General features: G+C 71.5%; 14 protein-coding genes, 1 tRNA gene and 1 pseudogene. 11 read left to right on the top strand and 5 right to left on the bottom strand.

Annotation, left to right across the window (positions count from 1 at the left end; genetic code table 11):
- Window positions 1-90: 90 nt before the first annotated feature.
- Window positions 91-175, bottom strand: a tRNA-Leu gene (locus tag ACIOMQ_RS16100).
- Between the two features lie 181 nt (window positions 176-356).
- Between ACIOMQ_RS16100 and ACIOMQ_RS16095 the strand changes: the two genes are divergently transcribed.
- The 3 genes from ACIOMQ_RS16095 to ACIOMQ_RS16085 all read left to right on the top strand — a co-directional run bounded on the left by ACIOMQ_RS16095 (window position 357) and on the right by ACIOMQ_RS16085 (window position 2,989).
- On the top strand, window positions 357-1,682 hold the full coding sequence (locus ACIOMQ_RS16095; protein WP_389800912.1) for a M20/M25/M40 family metallo-hydrolase: 1,326 nt from the start codon (window positions 357-359) through the stop codon (window positions 1,680-1,682).
- A gap of 186 nt (window positions 1,683-1,868) precedes the next feature.
- Window positions 1,869-2,102 carry a chaplin ChpH gene (gene chpH, locus ACIOMQ_RS16090; protein WP_362206243.1) on the top strand — a complete coding sequence of 78 codons (234 nt, stop codon included), beginning with the start codon at window positions 1,869-1,871 and terminating at the stop codon, window positions 2,100-2,102.
- Window positions 2,103-2,239: 137 nt separating this feature from the next.
- Window positions 2,240-2,989, top strand: a complete 750-nt coding sequence (locus ACIOMQ_RS16085; RefSeq protein ID WP_402127705.1) for a chaplin — start codon at window positions 2,240-2,242, stop codon at window positions 2,987-2,989.
- 67 nt (window positions 2,990-3,056) lie between these two features.
- Here ACIOMQ_RS16085 and ACIOMQ_RS16080 read toward each other — a convergent pair whose 3' ends face one another.
- Window positions 3,057-3,245 (bottom strand): DUF5703 family protein, encoded by a 189-nt coding sequence (locus ACIOMQ_RS16080; protein WP_030918345.1) that lies wholly within the window; start codon window positions 3,243-3,245, stop codon window positions 3,057-3,059.
- A gap of 47 nt (window positions 3,246-3,292) precedes the next feature.
- On the opposite strand from ACIOMQ_RS16080, the gene ACIOMQ_RS16075 reads away from it, so the two are divergent.
- Window positions 3,293-3,952 carry a hypothetical protein gene (locus ACIOMQ_RS16075; RefSeq protein ID WP_401267445.1) on the top strand — a complete coding sequence of 220 codons (660 nt, stop codon included), beginning with the start codon at window positions 3,293-3,295 and terminating at the stop codon, window positions 3,950-3,952.
- Between the two features lie 63 nt (window positions 3,953-4,015).
- Here ACIOMQ_RS16075 and ACIOMQ_RS16070 read toward each other — a convergent pair whose 3' ends face one another.
- Together ACIOMQ_RS16070 and ACIOMQ_RS16065 are read right to left on the bottom strand one after the other, a co-directional pair.
- Window positions 4,016-6,445 carry a helix-hairpin-helix domain-containing protein gene (locus ACIOMQ_RS16070; RefSeq protein ID WP_402189227.1) on the bottom strand — a complete coding sequence of 810 codons (2,430 nt, stop codon included), beginning with the start codon at window positions 6,443-6,445 and terminating at the stop codon, window positions 4,016-4,018.
- The gene (locus tag ACIOMQ_RS16065) at window positions 6,442-7,425 is read right to left on the bottom strand and encodes an aldo/keto reductase (RefSeq protein ID WP_362211544.1); all 984 of its coding nucleotides are present in this window, start codon (window positions 7,423-7,425) and stop codon (window positions 6,442-6,444) included. The genes ACIOMQ_RS16070 and ACIOMQ_RS16065 overlap by 4 nt, the downstream gene beginning before the upstream one ends.
- A gap of 140 nt (window positions 7,426-7,565) precedes the next feature.
- Between ACIOMQ_RS16065 and ACIOMQ_RS16060 the strand changes: the two genes are divergently transcribed.
- Entirely contained in the window at window positions 7,566-8,615 is a 1,050-nt protein-coding gene (locus ACIOMQ_RS16060; protein WP_362211547.1) for an LLM class F420-dependent oxidoreductase, read from the top strand.
- Window positions 8,616-8,812: 197 nt separating this feature from the next.
- Window positions 8,813-8,965, top strand: a pseudogene (locus ACIOMQ_RS16055) (ferritin-like domain-containing protein); the annotation flags it as partial.
- Window positions 8,966-8,997: 32 nt separating this feature from the next.
- On the opposite strand, the gene corA reads toward ACIOMQ_RS16055, so the two are convergent.
- Window positions 8,998-9,993: a magnesium/cobalt transporter CorA gene (corA, locus tag ACIOMQ_RS16050; protein ID WP_362211550.1), complete on the bottom strand. Its 996-nt coding sequence runs from the start codon at window positions 9,991-9,993 to the stop codon at window positions 8,998-9,000.
- A gap of 119 nt (window positions 9,994-10,112) precedes the next feature.
- Here corA and ACIOMQ_RS16045 point away from each other — a divergent pair, with 119 nt between their 5' ends.
- From ACIOMQ_RS16045 to ACIOMQ_RS16025, 5 genes are all read left to right on the top strand, one after another.
- Window positions 10,113-10,835: a histidine phosphatase family protein gene (locus ACIOMQ_RS16045; protein WP_362211553.1), complete on the top strand. Its 723-nt coding sequence runs from the start codon at window positions 10,113-10,115 to the stop codon at window positions 10,833-10,835.
- A 108-nt stretch (window positions 10,836-10,943) separates the two neighbouring features.
- A complete protein-coding gene (locus ACIOMQ_RS16040; RefSeq protein ID WP_072484378.1) occupies window positions 10,944-11,534 on the top strand; it encodes a DUF3090 domain-containing protein in 591 nt (196 codons plus the stop codon).
- The gene (locus tag ACIOMQ_RS16035) at window positions 11,498-12,352 is read left to right on the top strand and encodes an SCO1664 family protein (protein WP_401267437.1); all 855 of its coding nucleotides are present in this window, start codon (window positions 11,498-11,500) and stop codon (window positions 12,350-12,352) included. Before ACIOMQ_RS16040 ends, ACIOMQ_RS16035 begins: the two co-directional genes overlap by 37 nt.
- 151 nt (window positions 12,353-12,503) lie before the next feature.
- Window positions 12,504-13,733: a cysteine--1-D-myo-inosityl 2-amino-2-deoxy-alpha-D-glucopyranoside ligase gene (gene mshC / locus ACIOMQ_RS16030; RefSeq protein WP_401267435.1), complete on the top strand. Its 1,230-nt coding sequence runs from the start codon at window positions 12,504-12,506 to the stop codon at window positions 13,731-13,733.
- A gap of 138 nt (window positions 13,734-13,871) precedes the next feature.
- Complete coding sequence (locus tag ACIOMQ_RS16025) at window positions 13,872-16,919, top strand: NPCBM/NEW2 domain-containing protein (RefSeq protein WP_402189225.1); 3,048 nt, start codon at window positions 13,872-13,874, stop codon at window positions 16,917-16,919.
- Window positions 16,920-16,937 lie beyond the last annotated feature (18 nt).

Genomic DNA, 16,937 nt, shown 5'->3' with positions numbered 1-16,937 from the left:
ACAAGAGTCTCCCCGGCCATGTGCGGGCGTGACCGTGTGGGCGCAACGCAAAATGCCGATCAGGATCGCTCCTGATCGGCATCTGCTCTGTGTCCGAGGGGGGACTTGAACCCCCACGCCCGATAAAGGGCACTAGCACCTCAAGCTAGCGCGTCTGCCATTCCGCCACCCGGACAGGGTGTCTGTCTCGCGGGCCTTGCCCGTTCCGACGTGGAAAACAATAGCAAACATCCGGAGGTGCTCGATCACGCCGGGGGATGTGAAGGGCGCATGACGAGGGGTGGGCGGCCTTGGGCGCGCGGACCCGGCGCGGGAGGATGAGGGGGAGCACCACAGCGACAGTGGAAGGAAGCAGTGTGAGCGAGACCAACACGGCCCGGACCGTCTCGGGCGAGGACGAGGTCGTGGACCTCTGTCGTGAGCTGATCCGGATCGACACCAGCAACTACGGGGACCACTCGGGGCCGGGGGAGCGGCGCGCCGCCGAGTACGTCGCGGAGAAGCTCGCCGAGGTCGGGCTGGAGCCGCAGATCTTCGAGTCCCACAAGGGCCGGGCCTCCACCGTGGCGCGGATCGAGGGCGAGGACCCGTCCAGGCCCGCGCTGCTGATCCACGGCCACACCGATGTGGTTCCGGCCAATGCGCACGACTGGACGCACCACCCGTTCTCGGGCGAGGTCGCGGACGGCTGCGTGTGGGGCCGTGGCGCGGTCGACATGAAGGACATGGACGCGATGACCCTCGCGGTCGTCCGCGACCGGATGCGCAGCGGCCGCAAGCCCCCGCGCGACATCGTGCTGGCCTTCCTCGCCGACGAGGAGGCGGGCGGTACGTACGGCGCGCGGTATCTCGTCGACAAGCACCCCGGCCTCTTCGAGGGCGTCACCGAGGCGATCGGCGAGGTCGGCGGCTTCTCCTTCACGGTGAACGAGAAGCTGCGGCTCTACCTCGTCGAGACCGCCGAGAAGGGCATGCACTGGATGCGGCTCACCGTGGACGGCACCGCGGGCCACGGCTCGATGACCAACGGCGACAACGCGATCACCGAGCTCTGCGAGGCGGTCGGACGGCTCGGACGGCACAAGTGGCCGGTCCGGGTGACCAAGACCGTGCGGTCCTTCCTCGACGAGCTGTCCGACGCGCTCGGCACCCCGCTCGACCCGGAGGACATGGACGCCACGCTCGCCAAGCTGGGCGGCATCGCCAAGATGATCGGCGCCACGCTCCGCAACTCCGCCGCTCCCACCATGCTGGGCGCCGGCTACAAGGTGAACGTGATCCCCGGCCAGGCCACCGCCCATGTCGACGGGCGTTTCCTGCCCGGCTTCGAGGACGAGTTCCTGGCCGACCTGGACCGGATCCTCGGCCCGCGGGTGAAGCGCGAGGACGTGCACGGGGACAAGGCGCTGGAGACCAGTTTCGACGGCTCGCTCGTCGATGCGATGCAGATCGCCCTGAAGGCGGAGGACCCGATCGCGCGTGCGGTCCCCTACATGCTCTCCGGCGGGACCGACGCCAAGTCCTTCGACGATCTCGGCATCCGCTGCTTCGGGTTCGCCCCGCTGAAGCTGCCGCCGGAGCTCGACTTCGCAGGCATGTTCCACGGTGTGGACGAGCGAGTGCCGGTGGACGGGCTGCAGTTCGGCGTGCGGGTGCTCGACCGTTTCATCGACAACTGCTGAGCCTCCGGCCCTCTCCTGCCGGGGATCCGCTGGTTTTCCGTCGATTCTCCGCGTCGGCAATCGCCAGTGTGTGCGTATGTGACCGGAACGAGTGAAAGGAACCATACGCTCGTAGCCCGATTACCTCTTCCTCGTTACAAGTGATGCGGTCCGCGGCTGGGACCGCATTGCCAACTAGGAGGAATAATGATCAAGAAGGTCGTCGCTGCTGCGGCTGTCACTGGTGGGCTGGTGCTCGCCGGCGCGGGCATGGCCGTCGCGGACTCCGGTGCCCAGGGCGCCGCTCTCGGCAGCCCCGGCGTGATCTCGGGCAACGTCATTCAGGTGCCCGTGCACGTGCCGGTCAACGTGTGTGGCAACACGATCTCCGTGATCGGGCTGCTGAACCCCACCTTCGGCAACACCTGCGTCAACGCCTGACGTTGTGGGTCAACCCGTAAGGGTTTGAATCCGGTCGGCCCCGGGTGCACGCCATGCACTCCGGGGCCGCTGGATAATCCGCCCCCGCACGGTCAAGTCCGGGGGTTTTCCGGAAGGTAGAAGGCAGGAAACAACCTATGCGACAGGTCACGCGTAAAGGCCTGATCACCGTGGCGGCCGCGGGCGGAGTGCTCGCGTTGAGCGGCGGTTACGCGCACGCGGACGCGGGAGCGACCGGCGGCGCAACGGATTCCCCGGGGGTGCTTTCAGGGAATTCGGTCCAGATCCCGGTAGACGTACCGGTGAACATCTGCGGCAACTCCGTGAGTGTCGTGGGACTGCTCAACCCAGTCACAGGAAACACCTGCGGAAACGGTTCTCAGAGCGCTGCTTCGGGCAGGCACGCCTCGGGCAGCCAGGTGTCCGGCGATCTGACCCAGGCGACCCGGACGGGGAACGGCAAGCACCGGGCCCTCACCGGCGACACCGGGAGCGGGGCGACGGCCGAGGGGATCGCGAAGGGCTCGCCCGGCGTGCTCTCGGGCAACAACATCGCGGTGCCCATCGACATCCCCGTGAACGCCTGCGGGAACAGCATCACCATCGGCGGACTGCTCAACCCGGCCTTCGGCAACGAGTGCGGAAACGGTCCGGAGGCCGTCACGCCACCGATCGGCACCCCGGTCACCCCGGTCACCCCGGTCACCGAGCACAAGCCCCCGGCACCCGGGCCGCGAACCGTGCCCAACGAGCCCGTGACACAGAACGTCGCCGAGCTTGCACACACCGGAGCGGGCGGGCTCGACCTGCTGGTTCCGGCGAGCGCGGGCCTGCTGCTGGCGGGTGCGGGAGCGGTGCTGTTCCGCCGCGCCCGGATGTCCGCATAGCGGACCGAGGCGACGACGCGAACACGGCGAAGTGAGCGGGCCCCGCGGCTGCGGGGCCCGCTCCTTGTCACCAGGTGGCCCGCAGCTGGCGGATGATCCGTCGGCGCAGACGCACCCTGCGGCTGCCGTCACGGCGCAGCGTCAGCCGGTCCAACTCCCAGTGCCCGTACTCGGCATGGTCGGTCAGCAGACGGGCCGTCTCCTTCCGGGACACCCCGCGCGGCACGTACACATCGACAAATTCGTATTCCGGCATCGCATCTATTGTGCGGGCAGAGCCCGTGTACGGATAGCGTCTGCACTATGTCTGATGCTGCGCAGCCCACCGCTGCCGAGGTACGCGCCGCCGCCGAAGCGATCAAAGCCGCGCTCGACCATCACCTCGAGGCGGTCGAACGCCGGACGGGGGACGACGATCCCGCCGTCTACGACGCGTTCAACGCACTGGCCGCTGCCGCCGAGTTCTACGACGAACTTCTCTACGACCGCTACGACGAGGTCACTCCCTTCGAGATCCCGGGTGCGGAGGACTCCCTGCCGCCGTACACCGGCCCCGAGGAACCGAACGCGCTCAGCGTCCTCATCCGGCGCGACTACGCGGTGGTGGAGCCGCCCCGGTTGCTGGCCCAGGCCCAGCGGATCGCCGACCTCGATCCGGACGACCGCGGCGGCGGGAGCGCCGCAGTCGTCGGCTCCAGCGTCCACGCGGCACTCGGAGTGCTCTTCGGCGAGTACGAACCGGACGAGATCGCTTCCCGCCACAGGGAGTTCGGCCTGGAGGAGGGCGACTCCACGCTCTGGGTCACGGCGGCCGAGGAGCTTCCCGAGGCGGGGGAGTGGCTCGGCGCCCCGTTCGACGAAGCGGACCCGCAACTGGTGGTCTGCCGCTTCGACGTCAGCGCCGTCTTCGACGAGGACGGGACGGACGAGGAGCCGGCCGGCCTGGTGGTGGACAGCTCCTGACCCGTCCGTCGGACGGGCTCGGAACGGAGCCCGTCCGACGGCCAGGGAGAGGGCGCGGCCCGGTCACCGGGCCTGTGCCTCCAGCAGGGTGCGCAGTCGCGTCGTGCGGTTCTCGGCCGGGGACTGGGCGACCGCGCGCGGGAGCGCCTGATCCACCCCGTGCACGACGGACAGATGCCGCTCGCCGCGGCTGAACGCGGTGTACACCCAGGGGCGGGTCAGCCCCTGCGCGGCGTCGCCGGGCAGCACGACGACCACGGCGGGCCACCGCATTCCGGCCGCCTGATGGGCGCTGAGCGCCCAGCCGTGCCGTACGGACGACGCCACCCGCGCCTGAGCCACGACGAGCTCCGTGCCCGCGCAGTCCAGGTGCAGGCCCTCGGCGTCGGCCGAGACGACCACCCCGGGCAGGGTCCTGCCGGGCGTCGGGACATGGACGACGCGGTCGCCCGGGTCGAAGCCGCCGAACCGCCCCGGACCGGGGTTGAGCCGCTGCTTGAGCGCCGCGTTCAGCGCCCGGGTGCCCGCCGAGCCGCCGTGGCCGACGGTGATCACCTGGGTGTCGGCCGACGGTACCCCGATGGCGCGCGGCACCGAGTCGGCGACCAGCTGCACGGTGCGGTGCACCGCCTCGCCCGCGTCGCGTACGGGGACGATCACCACCTCCTTGCCGGGCGCCGCGACCTGGTTCAGCTCGCCGATGCCGATGCCGGAGACCAGTTCGCCGATCGGCCCCGGATCGGGTGTACGGGACACGATCTGCGGGCAGGCGCGGGCCGCGAGCACATCCGCGAACACCTGTCCCGCGCCGGCCGAGCCCAGCACGCCCGGGTCGCCGCTGAGCACCAGCCGGGTGCCGTCGGCCAGGGACTCCACGAGGATCGCGGCGGTCTCGACGTCCAGCTGCGGGGCGTCCAGCACGACGAGCAGGTCGACCGCGATCGCCCCCTCTTCGTCCCGCCCCGGACCCTCCGTACCGGAGAGCAGCCCGGTGAGGGTGACGGCCGCCGACGGATCACCGGTCGCCCCGGCCAGCCGGTGCCTGCCGTCCACGCTGTGCGCGGCACCCAGGGCACGCAGTCCGAGGCCGCGGGCCGCGCCGATCAGAGCCGCGGGTTCGGCCCTGGCCGCCTCGCCGCCGGTGTGCGCCACCAGGCCGTGGGCCGCGACCGCACGGATCAGCTCGGCCGCCGACGGGGAGCCCGCGGCGGAGGCCGCCTCCGTCCAGTCGGCGTCCTTCTCGCAGGCGTTGACCAGCCGGGCCAGACCATCGGCGAGGCTCTCCTCGGCGAGCGCGTACCGGTCGAGACCCAGGAGCACCTGCACCGGCTGCTGCCCGGCTCCGTCCTCCGCGCCCTCTCCCGCGTCCTCGCCGTGCTTCGCGACCGTTGCGGACTCCTGGTCGCCCTCGTCGTGGCCGCCCTCTGCGCCCTGGTCGCCCTCGTCGTCCCGGAAGGCCAGGACCACGCCCTCGGCGACGGCGTGGTCCACGGCGGCTCCGGGGTCGCTCACCGAGCGCTCGGCGAGCGCCGCACGTACCGCGGTCCCGTCCAGCGCCGTATGGCCCTGGAGCGCGGCCCGCTCCAGCAGCCAGCCGACCAGGGCGGCGGTCCGCCGCTCGTCGTCCGGCCCGCACCCGGCGCCCAGCAGGGCCCGTGCGAAACCGTCGGCCTGTTCCGGCCCGACTCCCGGCACGGTCAGCAACTGCCAGGGGTCCTCGCGCAGCACATCGGCCGCCTGGGCGCCGAGGACCTCCGCCGCCGGCCCCGCCAGCGCGCCGGGAGCCCCGCCCTCGGCCAGCACGGCCGCCACCGCGCCCACGGCCTCCGATGAAGGGCCCTGTGGAGCCGGAGCCGGAGCCGGTTCCGGCCCGCGCGTGCGTGCCGGCGCGGGGACCGCAGCGGTCCGGCGGGGTGCGGCGGGTGCGGGCGCATCGAAGAACGAGGTCGCGGGCTTCTCGCCGCTCTCCACCGCACGCACGGCCGCCAGCAGATCGGCCGCCCGGCCGCTCAGCTTCGCACCGGCGGCGATGGGGCCCTCCTTCTCGGCCTTGCGCTGCTCGATCCGCTCCCGCAGCTCACGCTGCGCGGCCAGTTCGGCCTCGGCCTCGGAGAGCGGAGCGGGGTCGGCGGCCGCTCCGTCCGCGGTGCCGTCGGCCGTGCCTGTCGGGTCGGCATCGGTTCCAGCGTCGCTTCCGGCGTCGGTGTCGATGGCGCCGTCGGTGCCGGTCGTGTCACCGGGCTCGGCGGCGGCTTCGGCTGCCTGGTCGTTCACCGGGGGTGGCTCCACGCCGTCCGCGCCGGTGGCCCGGGAGCCGTCGCCGTCCGTCTCCGCGGCGTCGGCGGCGTCCTCGGCCGCCGGCGATCCCCCGTCCGTCCCGTGCCCCTCGGCCGGCGCGGACGGGGCGGGCACGTCGGTGGAGGGGTCCGCGACGACGCCGGTGTCGTCGGCGGCCGGGGAGCCGGGGGTTTCCCCCCGGGGAAGCGCAGTCACAGCGTGCTCCAGTCCTGGTCGGGATAGCGGTGCACGGGCGCCGACACATCGTCGAGCGCCTGGCAGATCTCGTCAGGAAGACTAAGCGCCTCCACTGACAACGCCTCCGTGAGCTGCTGCGCATTGCGCGCACCGACGATCGGGGACACCACCCCGGGCCGGTCCCGCACCCAGGCGAGAGCCACCTGGAGCGGGGTCGTGGCCAGGCCGTCGGCCGCGGTCGACACCGCGTCCACGATGCGGCTCGCCGGGTCGTCGAGATACGGCTCGACGAACGGGGCCAGCAGCTCCGAGGCGCCGCGCGAGTCCGCCGGAGTGCCCGCCCGGTACTTCCCGGTCAGGACCCCCCGGCCCAGCGGGGAGGAGGGCAGCAGCCCCACGCCCAGATCGTGCGCGGCCGGCAGCACTTCGCGTTCCACGCCCCGCTGCAGCAGGGAGTACTCCATCTGGGTGCTCGCCAGCCGGGTGCGCACCCCGGGCGAGGCGAGCTGCCAGGTGGCCGCCTTGGCCAGCTGCCAGCCGCAGAAGTTCGACACCCCCGCGTACCGGGCGCGGCCGGTGGAGACCGCCAGGTCCACCGCCTGAAGGGTCTCCTCCAGCGGAGTCACCGGGTCGAAGGCGTGGATCTGCCACAGATCCACGTAGTCCGTGCCGAGCCGTTCCAGAGAGGCGTCCAGCGCGGCCAGCAGATGCCCGCGCGAGCCGTTGAATCTGCGGTACGGGTCGGCCACGCTGCCGGCCTTCGTGGCGATGACCAGTTCCTGGCGCGGCACCAGCCCCTCCGTGAGCCGCCCGAGCAGGTACTCGGCCTCGCCGCCGCCGTACACGTCAGCCGTGTCGACCAGTGTGCCGCCGGCCTCCCAGAAGGCTTTCAGCTGTTCGGCAGCGTCGTGCTCATCGGTGTCCCGGCCCCAGGTGAGGGTGCCGAGCCCGATCCGGGACACTCGAAGGCCGGTGCGGCCGAGATGCCTCTGCTCCATGGGCGCTGAGATTACTGGCCAGAACCCCACCCGGCGGAAGCCTGTGGACAACCCGGCAACAAGTCGCCCCTGCCGGAACCCGCCGCCGCGCGCTAGAGTCCGGAACCCAGAGACGTTACTGATCAGTAAGGGGAGCGGCTATGCGGCTCGGCATCAATCTCGGTTACTGGGGTGCGGGAATGGACGGCGACAACCTCGCCGTCGCCCAGGAGGCCGACCGGCTCGGTTACGACGTCTGCTGGGCGGCCGAGGCGTACGGCTCCGACGCGCCGACGGTGCTCTCCTGGGTCGCCGCCCAGACCGAGTCCATCGACGTCGGTTCCGCGATCATGCAGATCCCGGCCCGCCAGCCCGCGATGACGGCGATGACCGCGGCCACCCTCGACTCGCTCTCCGGCGGCCGGTTCCGGCTCGGCCTCGGCGTGTCGGGGCCGCAGGTCTCCGAGGGCTGGTACGGCGTCAAGTTCGACAAGCCGCTGGCCCGCACCCGGGAGTACGTCGAGATCGTCCGCAAGGCGATGTCCCGTGAGCGGCTGTCGTACGAGGGGCAGCACTGGACGCTCCCGCTGCCGGACGGTCCGGGCAAGCCCATCAAGCTCACCGTCCACCCGCAGCGCGAGCACATTCCGCTCTACATCGCCGCGATCGGCCCGAAGAACCTGGAGCAGACCGGCGAGATCGCCGACGGCGCGCTGCTGATCTTCCCCTCGGCCGAGCACCTTGAGGACACCGCCGTGAAGTTCCTGCGGGCGGGCCGTGAGAAGGCCGGCAGGACCATGGAGGGCTTCGACGTCTGCCCGACGCTGCCGCTCGCCCTCGGCGACGACATCAACGGTCTCGCGGACATGTTCCGTCCGTACACCGCCCTGTACGTGGGCGGCATGGGCAGCCGCGGGCAGAACTTCTACAACCAGCTGGCGCAGCGCATGGGGTACGAGAAGGAGGCCGCCGAGATCCAGGACAAGTACCTGTCCGGCGACAAGAGCGGCGCCGCTGCCGCGGTGCCGCACCAGCTGATCGACCAGACCGCGTTGCTCGGTCCGGTCGAGCGGATCGCCGACCGGATGCAGGCGTACGCCGCGGCGGGTGTCACGACGCTGACGCTGGCCCCGGCCGGGTTCACGCTCGACGAGCGGATCGCGGCTCTGCGGGCCGGCACGGATGCGCTGGAGCGGTCCGGGCTCGCCTAGCCCGGGTGCCACGGACCTCCGGACCTCCTGTCGGGGGCTCCGGGGCAGCACTACGGCCGTGGTGGGGGCTCGGGGTCTCCCCGCCACGGCCGTTGCACGGAACAACGCGCTCGGGGGCGCGGGGTTACGCCGAACGGTGCACGGTCCGGTGCCGCGGGTCCACCGGGCCGGGTTTTCGTCCTCGGACGCCGGACGGGCCGGTCGAGGTTTTGCACGAGACCGACTACACAATGCCGCTGGAGAAGCACGGCGTCGGCCTCGCCCACGAGCGGCTGAGGCGCCAGGAGCCGCTCTCCGAGCACGACATCGTCACCTGCCTCGCGCACAGCAGGGTCACCGATATCCGGGCCGTGCGCCGCACCCCGTCGGAGCCGGCCGCCCGTCAGAGCCAGCCGCGCCGCTTGAACAACCGGTACAGGCCGAAGACCACGCAGCCCATCAGCACGATCACCGCCGGATAGGCCCACACCCAGCGGAGCTCCGGCATGTGCTCGAAGTTCATGCCGTAGATCCCCGCCACCATCGTGGGGACGGCGGCCATCGCCGCCCAGGCCGAGATCTTGCGCATGTCGTCGTTCTGCCGCACGCCCACCTGGGCCAGATGCGCCGAGAGGATGTCGGAGAGCAGCCGGTCCAGCCCCTCCACGTACTCGTTGGCGCGCGTCAGGTGGTCGCTCACGTCGCGGAAGAACGGCTGCGAGTGCTCGTGGACGAACGGCACCTCCGCGCTCGCCAGACGGGCCATGGGGGCGCTCAGCGGGCCCGCGGCCCGGCGGAACTCCAGGAGCTGCCGCTTGAACATGTAGATGCGGGACGCGGTGTTCTTGGTGTCCACGGCGCCGGTCGGCGCGAACACCTCGGTCTCCAGCTCCTCCAGGTCGACCTGGAGCTCGGCAGCCACCTCTATGTAGTGGTCGACGACCGCGTCGCTGATCGCGTACAGCACCGCGGTCGGCCCGTGCTTGAGAACGTCCGGTTCCGCCTCCAGCCGGCGGCGTACCGCCGCGAGCGGCGCGCCCTCCCCGTGCCGGACCGTCACGACGAACGAATCGCCGATGAAGGCCATCAGTTCGTCGGTGGAAACCGTGTCGCTCAGGTGTTCGTATACCACCGGCTTGATGACCGCGAAGAGCGAGTCGTCGTACACCTCCAGCTTGGGCCTCTGATGCGCTCTCAAGGCGTCCTCCACGGCCAGCGGATGGAGCCCGAACTCGCTGCTGACGCGTTCGATCTCGCTCTCCGTCGGCTCGTACAGCCCGATCCAGAGGAACGCGTCCCCGGTGGCCCGTGCCTCCGCGAGGGCATCGGAGAGGTCGGCGGGGCCCTCGGTACGACGTCCGCCCCGGTAGATCGCACAGTCCACAATCACGGCGCGCATTCTTCCCTGCTCCGGTCCCCGGCGCACCTCATCGGCGGCAGCGGCCCAACGCGGCGAGGTGCCGTAGCCGTCGTCGCACGCCCGCCGGGGAATACGGGACAGCCCTTACGCTGGCCCGTATGCCCACCCTGATCCTCGTACGCCATGGACGCTCCACCGCCAACACGGCCGGGGTGCTCGCGGGCCGCACCCCCGGTGTCGCGCTCGACGAGCGCGGTGCCGCACAGGCCGCGGCGCTGCCCGGACGGCTGGCCGCGCTGCCGCTGGCCGCCGCCGTCAGCAGCCCCCTGCAGCGCTGCCGGGAGACCCTGCGACCGCTGCTCGACGCGCGGCCGGAGCTGGTGCTGCACACCGAGGAGCGGATCAGCGAGTGCGACTACGGCGACTGGTCGGGGCGCAAGCTCGCCGAACTCACCGACGAGCCGCTGATGGGCGTCGTGCAGCAGCATCCGTCGGCCGCGGCGTTCCCCGGCGGGGAGTCCATGCGCGCCATGCAGGCACGCGCCGTCGACGCGGTGCGCGACTGGAACGCGCGGATCGAGGCGGAGCACGGTGACGACGCCGCCTACGTGATGTGCTCGCACGGCGACATCATCAAGGCCCTCGTCGCCGACGCGCTCGGCATGCACCTCGACCTCTTCCAGCGGATCCAGGCAGACCCCTGTTCGGTCACCGCGATCCGCTACACCAGGCTGCGTCCCTTCCTGCTGCGGCTCGGAGACACGGGGGACCTGGCCGCGCTGGCGCCGCGGGAGCACCCTGCCGGAACGGACCCGGACCGGCGCCCGGCGGCGGACGCCGATGCCGACGCCGCGGTCGGCGGCGGCGCTGGGGCACCGTGATCGCTTCGCGCAGTAGGGTGGACGCGCCGTAGGCGCCCTTTCCACCGGGGGAGTCCCCCGGAGCCCGGCCGCCCCTCATCTGCCGTCAATTTTCAAGGGAGACAGGACGTGTCCCGTCAGGTGTTCCTCTACGACCCCCCGGACCGCTTCGTGGCCGGTACGGTCGGGTTGCCTGGACGTCGTACGTTCTTCCTGCAGGCATCCTCAGGCGGACGCGTCACCAGCGTCGCCCTGGAGAAGACTCAGGTCGCCGCGCTCGCCGAACGCATCGACGAACTGCTCGACGAGGTGGTGCGGCGGACCGGCGGGAACTCCCCGGTCCCCGCGGTGGCGCCCATGGACGTCACCGACACCGCCCCTCTCGACGTGCCCGTCGAGGAGGAGTTCCGGGTCGGCACGATGGCGCTCGCCTGGGACGGCGAGGAACAGCGCATGATCGTCGAGGCGCAGGCGCTCGTCGAGCTGGACGTGGACTCCGACGAGGATCTCGCGGAGGCCGAGGAGCGGCTGCTCCAGGACGAGGAGAACGGCCCGCCCATGCTCCGTGTCCGCCTCAGCGGCGCACAGGCCAGGGCCTTCGCCAAGCGCGCCCTCGACGTCGTGAACGCCGGACGCCCGCCGTGCCCGCTGTGCAGCCTGCCGCTCGACCCGGAAGGACACGTATGCCCGCGCCAGAACGGGTACCGCCGCGGAGCCTGACCGACGCCGAGCTGGTCACCGTGCTCACCCGGGGCCGGCTCACCGTCCGCGGACAGGTCCGCGGGGCGTCCAACGCGGTGCTCTACTGCACGGTCGCCCACGACGGGGACGAAGTGACCTGCGTCTACAAGCCCGTGGCCGGGGAGCAGCCCCTGTGGGACTTCCCCGACGGCACGCTCGCCGGGCGCGAGGTGGCCGCGTACGAGATCTCCGAGGCGACCGGATGGGGGCTCATACCGCCCACCGTGCTGCGGGACGGGCCGTACGGCGAGGGCATGTGCCAGCTGTGGATCGAGGCGGCCCCGGAGAGCGAGGAGCCTTCCACGGACGGCCTGCCGCCGCTGCTCGCGCTCGTCGAGGACGAGGAGCCGGGGGAGGGCTGGAAGGCCGTCGCCCTCGCCGAGGTGGGGGAGGGCAGGACGGCCCTGCTGGTGCACGCGGACGATCCGCGGCTGCGGCGGCTGGCGGTCCTCGACGCCGTGATCAACAACGGTGACCGCAAGGGCGGCCATCTGCTGCCCGCGCCCGGCGGCCGGCTCTACGGCATCGACCACGGTGTGACCTTCAACGCCGAGGACAAGCTGCGCACCCTGCTGTGGGGGTGGGCGGGGGAGCCGTTGACGGCCGAGGCCGTCGAGGTCGTGGACCGGCTGGGTACGGAGCTGGCGCCGGGGACCCCGCTCGTCACCCGGCTGGCCGAGCTGATCACCGCGGCCGAGATCGAGGCGCTGCGGGGGCGCGTGGCGGGGCTGAAGGCCTCGGGGCGGCACCCGGAGCCGAGCGGCGAGTGGCCGTCGATCCCCTGGCCACCGGTGTGACGAATTCGAGCCACTCCGGCAGCTGAGGGGCGGGGGCACCCGGGGCGGGCCGTGCCGAAGCAGATGAACCCACGTCGTGCAAGACCGCCTCTTCGGTCAGGATCCGGTATCCGGTTCGTATCCGGAACATGCATCCGGTTACGCTCGTGGCATGCATGCCTGGCCCGCTTCTGAGGTCCCCGCCCTGCCTGGCAAGGGCCGCGACCTTCGGATCCACGACACCGCGACCGGCGGACGGATCACTCTTGACCCCGGTCCCGTCGCCCGCATCTACGTCTGCGGCATCACGCCGTACGACGCGACCCACATGGGTCATGCGGCGACCTACAACGCGTTCGACCTCGTTCAGCGCGTGTGGCTCGACACCAAGCGGCAGGTTCACTATGTCCAGAACGTGACCGACGTGGACGACCCGCTGCTGGAGCGGGCCGTGCGCGACGGTCAGGACTGGACCGAACTCGCCGAGCGCGAGACGGCCCTGTTCCGCGAGGACATGACTGCCCTGCGCATGCTTCCCCCGAAGCACTACATCGGTGCCGTCGAGGCGATACCGGGCATCGTCCCGCTCGTCGAACGGCTCCGGGACGCCGGCGCCGCCTACGAACTCGACGGGGACGTGTACTTCTCCGTCGAGACCGACCCGCACTTCGGCGGGGTCTCCCACCTCGACGCCGAGGCGATGCGGCTGCTCTCCGCCGAGCGCGGCGGCGACCCCGAGCGCCCCGGCAAGAAGAACCCGCTCGACCCGATGCTCTGGATGGCCGCCCGCGAGGGCGAGCCGAGCTGGGACGGGGCCTCCCTCGGCCCCGGTCGGCCGGGCTGGCACATCGAGTGCGTCGCCATCGCGCTGGACCACCTCGGCATGGGCTTCGACGTCCAGGGAGGCGGGTCCGATCTCGCCTTCCCGCACCACGAGATGGGCGCTTCGCACGCTCAGGTGCTGACCGGCGAGTACCCGTTCGCCCAGGCGTACGTACACGCCGGAATGGTCGCTCTGGACGGCGAGAAGATGTCCAAGTCCAGGGGCAACCTGGTCTTCGTCTCGAAGCTCCGCCACGACGGCGTGGACCCGGCGGCGATCCGCCTCGCCCTGCTCTCGCACCACTACCGGTCCGACTGGGAGTGGACCGACCAGGTGCTCGCCGATGCGGTCGAGCGGCTCGCACGCTGGCGTTCGGCCGTCTCGCGCCCCGACGGACTGCCTGCCGAGGCCCTGGTCGAGGAGGTCCGCGAGGCCCTCGCCGACGACCTGGACGCACCGGCCGCGCTGGCCGCCGTGGACCGCTGGGCGGAGCGTCAGAACGCCGAGGGCGGTACGGACGAGGGCGCACCCGGCCTCGTCTCGCGCACCGTCGACGCGCTGCTGGGTGTCGCTCTGTAGCGCCGCCCGCACCTGCCGCGCGCGGTGGGACTCCCCTGACCGTCTTCCCCCGAACCGGCCTTGGACTTCTCGACGAAGTTCGGGGCCGGTTCCGTTTTGTCCATGGTCAAGTGCTCGATCCTGCGCTAAAAGCGCTCTATGCAATCATCAACGCGCATCAGAACGGCGGCAGTTGCAGCCTTGCTGGGGCTGGTCGCCGTCTTCGCGGGGCCCGGCGCCGGTCAGGCCGACGCCGCCGAACCGGACACCACCACGGTCGGCGACGTCACCGGGTTCTCCGCCCACGGACCCGTCTACCAGCTGAGGGCCGGCGCCGCCGCGGCCCGCGTCAGCTTCGTCTCCGCCGAGACCTTCCGTATCGAACTCGCCCCGGAGGGTACGTTCTCCGATCCGGCCGGCGGCGACATGGTCCTGCCGCAGGGCACCCCGCCGCACACCCGCTGGAAGGAGCGGGGCGACCGCTACGAACTCTCCACCGGCAGCGTCACCCTGCGCGCCTACAAGTCGCCCCTGCGCTTCGCGCTGTACCGCGCGGACGGAACCAGGGTCTGGTCCGAGGCCGCAGGGCTGAGCTGGAACGGCGAGCGGACCACCCAGACGCTGGCCCGAGGCGCCGACGAGCAGTTCTACGGCGCCGGAATGCAGAACGGCCGCGGCAACACCTCGCACCGCGGCAAGACCGTCGAGGTCGGCGTCGACTACAACTGGGACGACGGCGGCCACCCCAACTCGGTGCCCTTCTACCTCTCCTCGGCGGGGTACGGCGTCTTCCGCAACACCTATGCGCCGAACACCTACGCCTTCACCGACCCGGTGACCACCAGCGCGAAGGAGAAGCGCTTCGACGCCTACTACTTCGCGGGCGACAGCGCCAAGGACGTCATCGGCCAGTACACGAAGCTCACCGGCAAGCCCTTCCTGCCGCCCGTGTACGGAATGGAGATCGGCGACGCCGACTGCTACCTCCACAACGCCAACCGCGGTGAGCGGCACACCCTGGACGCCCTGAAGGTCGCCGACGGGTACGTCGAGCACGACATGCCGAACGGCTGGATGCTCGTCAACGACGGCTACGGCTGCGGCCACGAGAACCTCGCGGAGGCCGCCAAGGGGCTCCAGGACCGCGGCATGCAGCTCGGCCTGTGGACCGAGGACGGCATCGACAAGATCGCCGACCAGGTGAAGGCGGGCCAGCGGGTCGCCAAGCTGGACGTCGCCTGGGTCGGCGCCGGCTACAAGTTCGCCCTGGACGGCTGCAAGGACGCGTACAAGGGCATCGAGGACAACAGCGACGCCCGCGGATTCACCTACGCCCCCGAGAGCTGGGCGGGTGCCCAGCGCTGCGGCGTCCAGTGGTCCGGTGACCAGTACGGCACCTGGGACTACATACGCTGGCAGATCCCGACCTACGCGGGCGCCACGATGTCCGGTCTCGCCTACACGACCGGCGACGTCGACGGCATCTTCGGCGGCAGCGCCAAGACGTACACCCGTGACCTCCAGTGGAAGATGTTCCTGGGGACCACGATGACCATGGACGGCTGGGCGGCCAGCGACAAGCAGCCCTACCGGTACGGGGAGCCGTACACCTCCATCAACCGCGACTACCTCAAGCTCAAGGAGTCGCTGCTGCCCTACCAGTACTCCTACGCGCACGAGGCCACGAAGACCGGCGTCGGCATGGTCCGGCCCCTGGCCCTCGAATACCCGGACGACCCGAAGGCGGCGACGGACGCCGCGAAGTACGAATTCATGTCCGGCGAGGACTTCCTCGTCGCGCCCGTGTACGAGGACACCGCGGAGCGCAACGGCATCTACCTGCCGAAGGGCACCTGGACCGACTACTGGAGCGGCCGTACCTACGAGGGCCCGACCACCGTCGACCACTACAGCGCCCCGCTCGACACCCTGCCGCTGTTCGTGAAGGGCGGTGCCAGCGTGCCGATGTGGCCCGGCATCCGCTCGTACCAGGACCGGACCGCCGCCTCCCCGCTCGCCTGGGACATCTACCCGCAGGGCAGGTCGTCCTTCACGCTGTACGAGGACGACGGCGTCACCCGGCAGCACCGCGGCGGCAAGTACGCCACCCAGACCGCCGACGTGGACGCACCGGCCCGGGGCGCGGGCGACGTCACCGTACGGATCGGGGCGAGCAAGGGGGAGTTCACCGGCAAGCAGCGGACGCGCCCGTACGAGTTCAGCGTGCACACCGGATCCGCACCGAGCACGGTCGCGCTCGACGGCACGCTGCCCCGGCTGGCATCCGCGGCCGCGTACAAGGCCGCGAAGCAGGGCTGGTGGTACGACCAGGACGACCGCGGCGGTGTCGTGAAGATCAAGACCGCGCCGCTCCCCACCGACAAGAAGTTCTCCCTGAAGCTGAAGCGGACGAGCGCGGTCGGCGGGCGGAACGCCGCCGCGACCGCCGTCGTCTCCGTGCCGGCCGGCCAGGAGATCGGCGCCGGGACCGAAGGCACTGTCGCCGTCGATGTCACTGCGGGCAACGCCGATGTGACGGACGCCACGGTCGCCCTGGACGTTCCCGACGGCTGGCAGGCCGCACCGGCCGCGGCCGTGGGCCGGATCCCGGCGGGCACCACCCGGCGGGTCGAGGTGCCGGTCACCCCGGCGAAGGACGCCACGGCGGGGGAGGCGAGGATCACCGCACTCGCCCGCTACCGGTCGGCCGGTGAGTCCCGGACCACCGTCCAGCGGTTCGCCGCCGGAGTGATGCCACCGCCGCCCACCGGTGAGGCCTGGGCGAGCGACCTGGTGTGGCTGAAGTCGGTGAACGGCTACGGGCCCGCCGAGCGGGACCGCAGCAACGGCGAGTCGGGCGCGGCCGACGGACACCCGCTGACCCTCGCGGGCAAGGTGTACGAGAAGGGGATCGGCACCCATGCCGACTCCGACATCGAGGTCTACCTCGGCGGGCGCTGCACCGCCTTCACCGCGGACGCGGGCATCGACGACGAGATCGACGGCTACGGCGAAGTGGCGTTCTCCGTCGAGGCGGACGGCAAGGTGCTGTGGACCTCGCCGAAGGTGACGGGGGCGTCGGCCACCGTACCGGTCGAGGTGAAGCTCGACGGCGCGCGCCATGTGCACCTGAAGGTCACGGACACCAACGGTTCCAAGACCGGCGACCACGGGGACTGGGCCGCGGCGCGGTTCACCTGTTCCTGAAAGGGCCGGATGTCCCTG

Origin of the sequence: Streptomyces sp. NPDC087845, from assembly GCF_044742755.1 — a bacterium.
Taxonomy (GTDB): Bacteria; Actinomycetota; Actinomycetes; order Streptomycetales; family Streptomycetaceae; genus Streptomyces.
Note: the sequence above shows the minus strand (reverse complement) of the source record. Positions and strands in the feature narration are given on the sequence as shown.

What these genes read in the sequence shown, in the direction of transcription:
- corA (WP_362211550.1), bottom strand. Translation starts at nt 9,993, where the DNA reads ATGCGCGCCGTGATTGTGGACTGTGCGATCTACCGGGGCGGACGTCGT.
- ACIOMQ_RS16080 (WP_030918345.1), bottom strand. Translation starts at nt 3,245, where the DNA reads ATGCCGGAATACGAATTTGTCGATGTGTACGTGCCGCGCGGGGTGTCC.
- ACIOMQ_RS16065 (WP_362211544.1), bottom strand. Translation starts at nt 7,425, where the DNA reads ATGGAGCAGAGGCATCTCGGCCGCACCGGCCTTCGAGTGTCCCGGATC.
- ACIOMQ_RS16045 (WP_362211553.1), top strand. Translation starts at nt 10,113, where the DNA reads ATGCCCACCCTGATCCTCGTACGCCATGGACGCTCCACCGCCAACACG.
- ACIOMQ_RS16075 (WP_401267445.1), top strand. Translation starts at nt 3,293, where the DNA reads ATGTCTGATGCTGCGCAGCCCACCGCTGCCGAGGTACGCGCCGCCGCC.
- ACIOMQ_RS16060 (WP_362211547.1), top strand. Translation starts at nt 7,566, where the DNA reads ATGCGGCTCGGCATCAATCTCGGTTACTGGGGTGCGGGAATGGACGGC.
- mshC (WP_401267435.1), top strand. Translation starts at nt 12,504, where the DNA reads ATGCATGCCTGGCCCGCTTCTGAGGTCCCCGCCCTGCCTGGCAAGGGC.
- ACIOMQ_RS16085 (WP_402127705.1), top strand. Translation starts at nt 2,240, where the DNA reads ATGCGACAGGTCACGCGTAAAGGCCTGATCACCGTGGCGGCCGCGGGC.
- chpH (WP_362206243.1), top strand. Translation starts at nt 1,869, where the DNA reads ATGATCAAGAAGGTCGTCGCTGCTGCGGCTGTCACTGGTGGGCTGGTG.
- ACIOMQ_RS16035 (WP_401267437.1), top strand. Translation starts at nt 11,498, where the DNA reads ATGCCCGCGCCAGAACGGGTACCGCCGCGGAGCCTGACCGACGCCGAG.
- ACIOMQ_RS16025 (WP_402189225.1), top strand. Translation starts at nt 13,872, where the DNA reads ATGCAATCATCAACGCGCATCAGAACGGCGGCAGTTGCAGCCTTGCTG.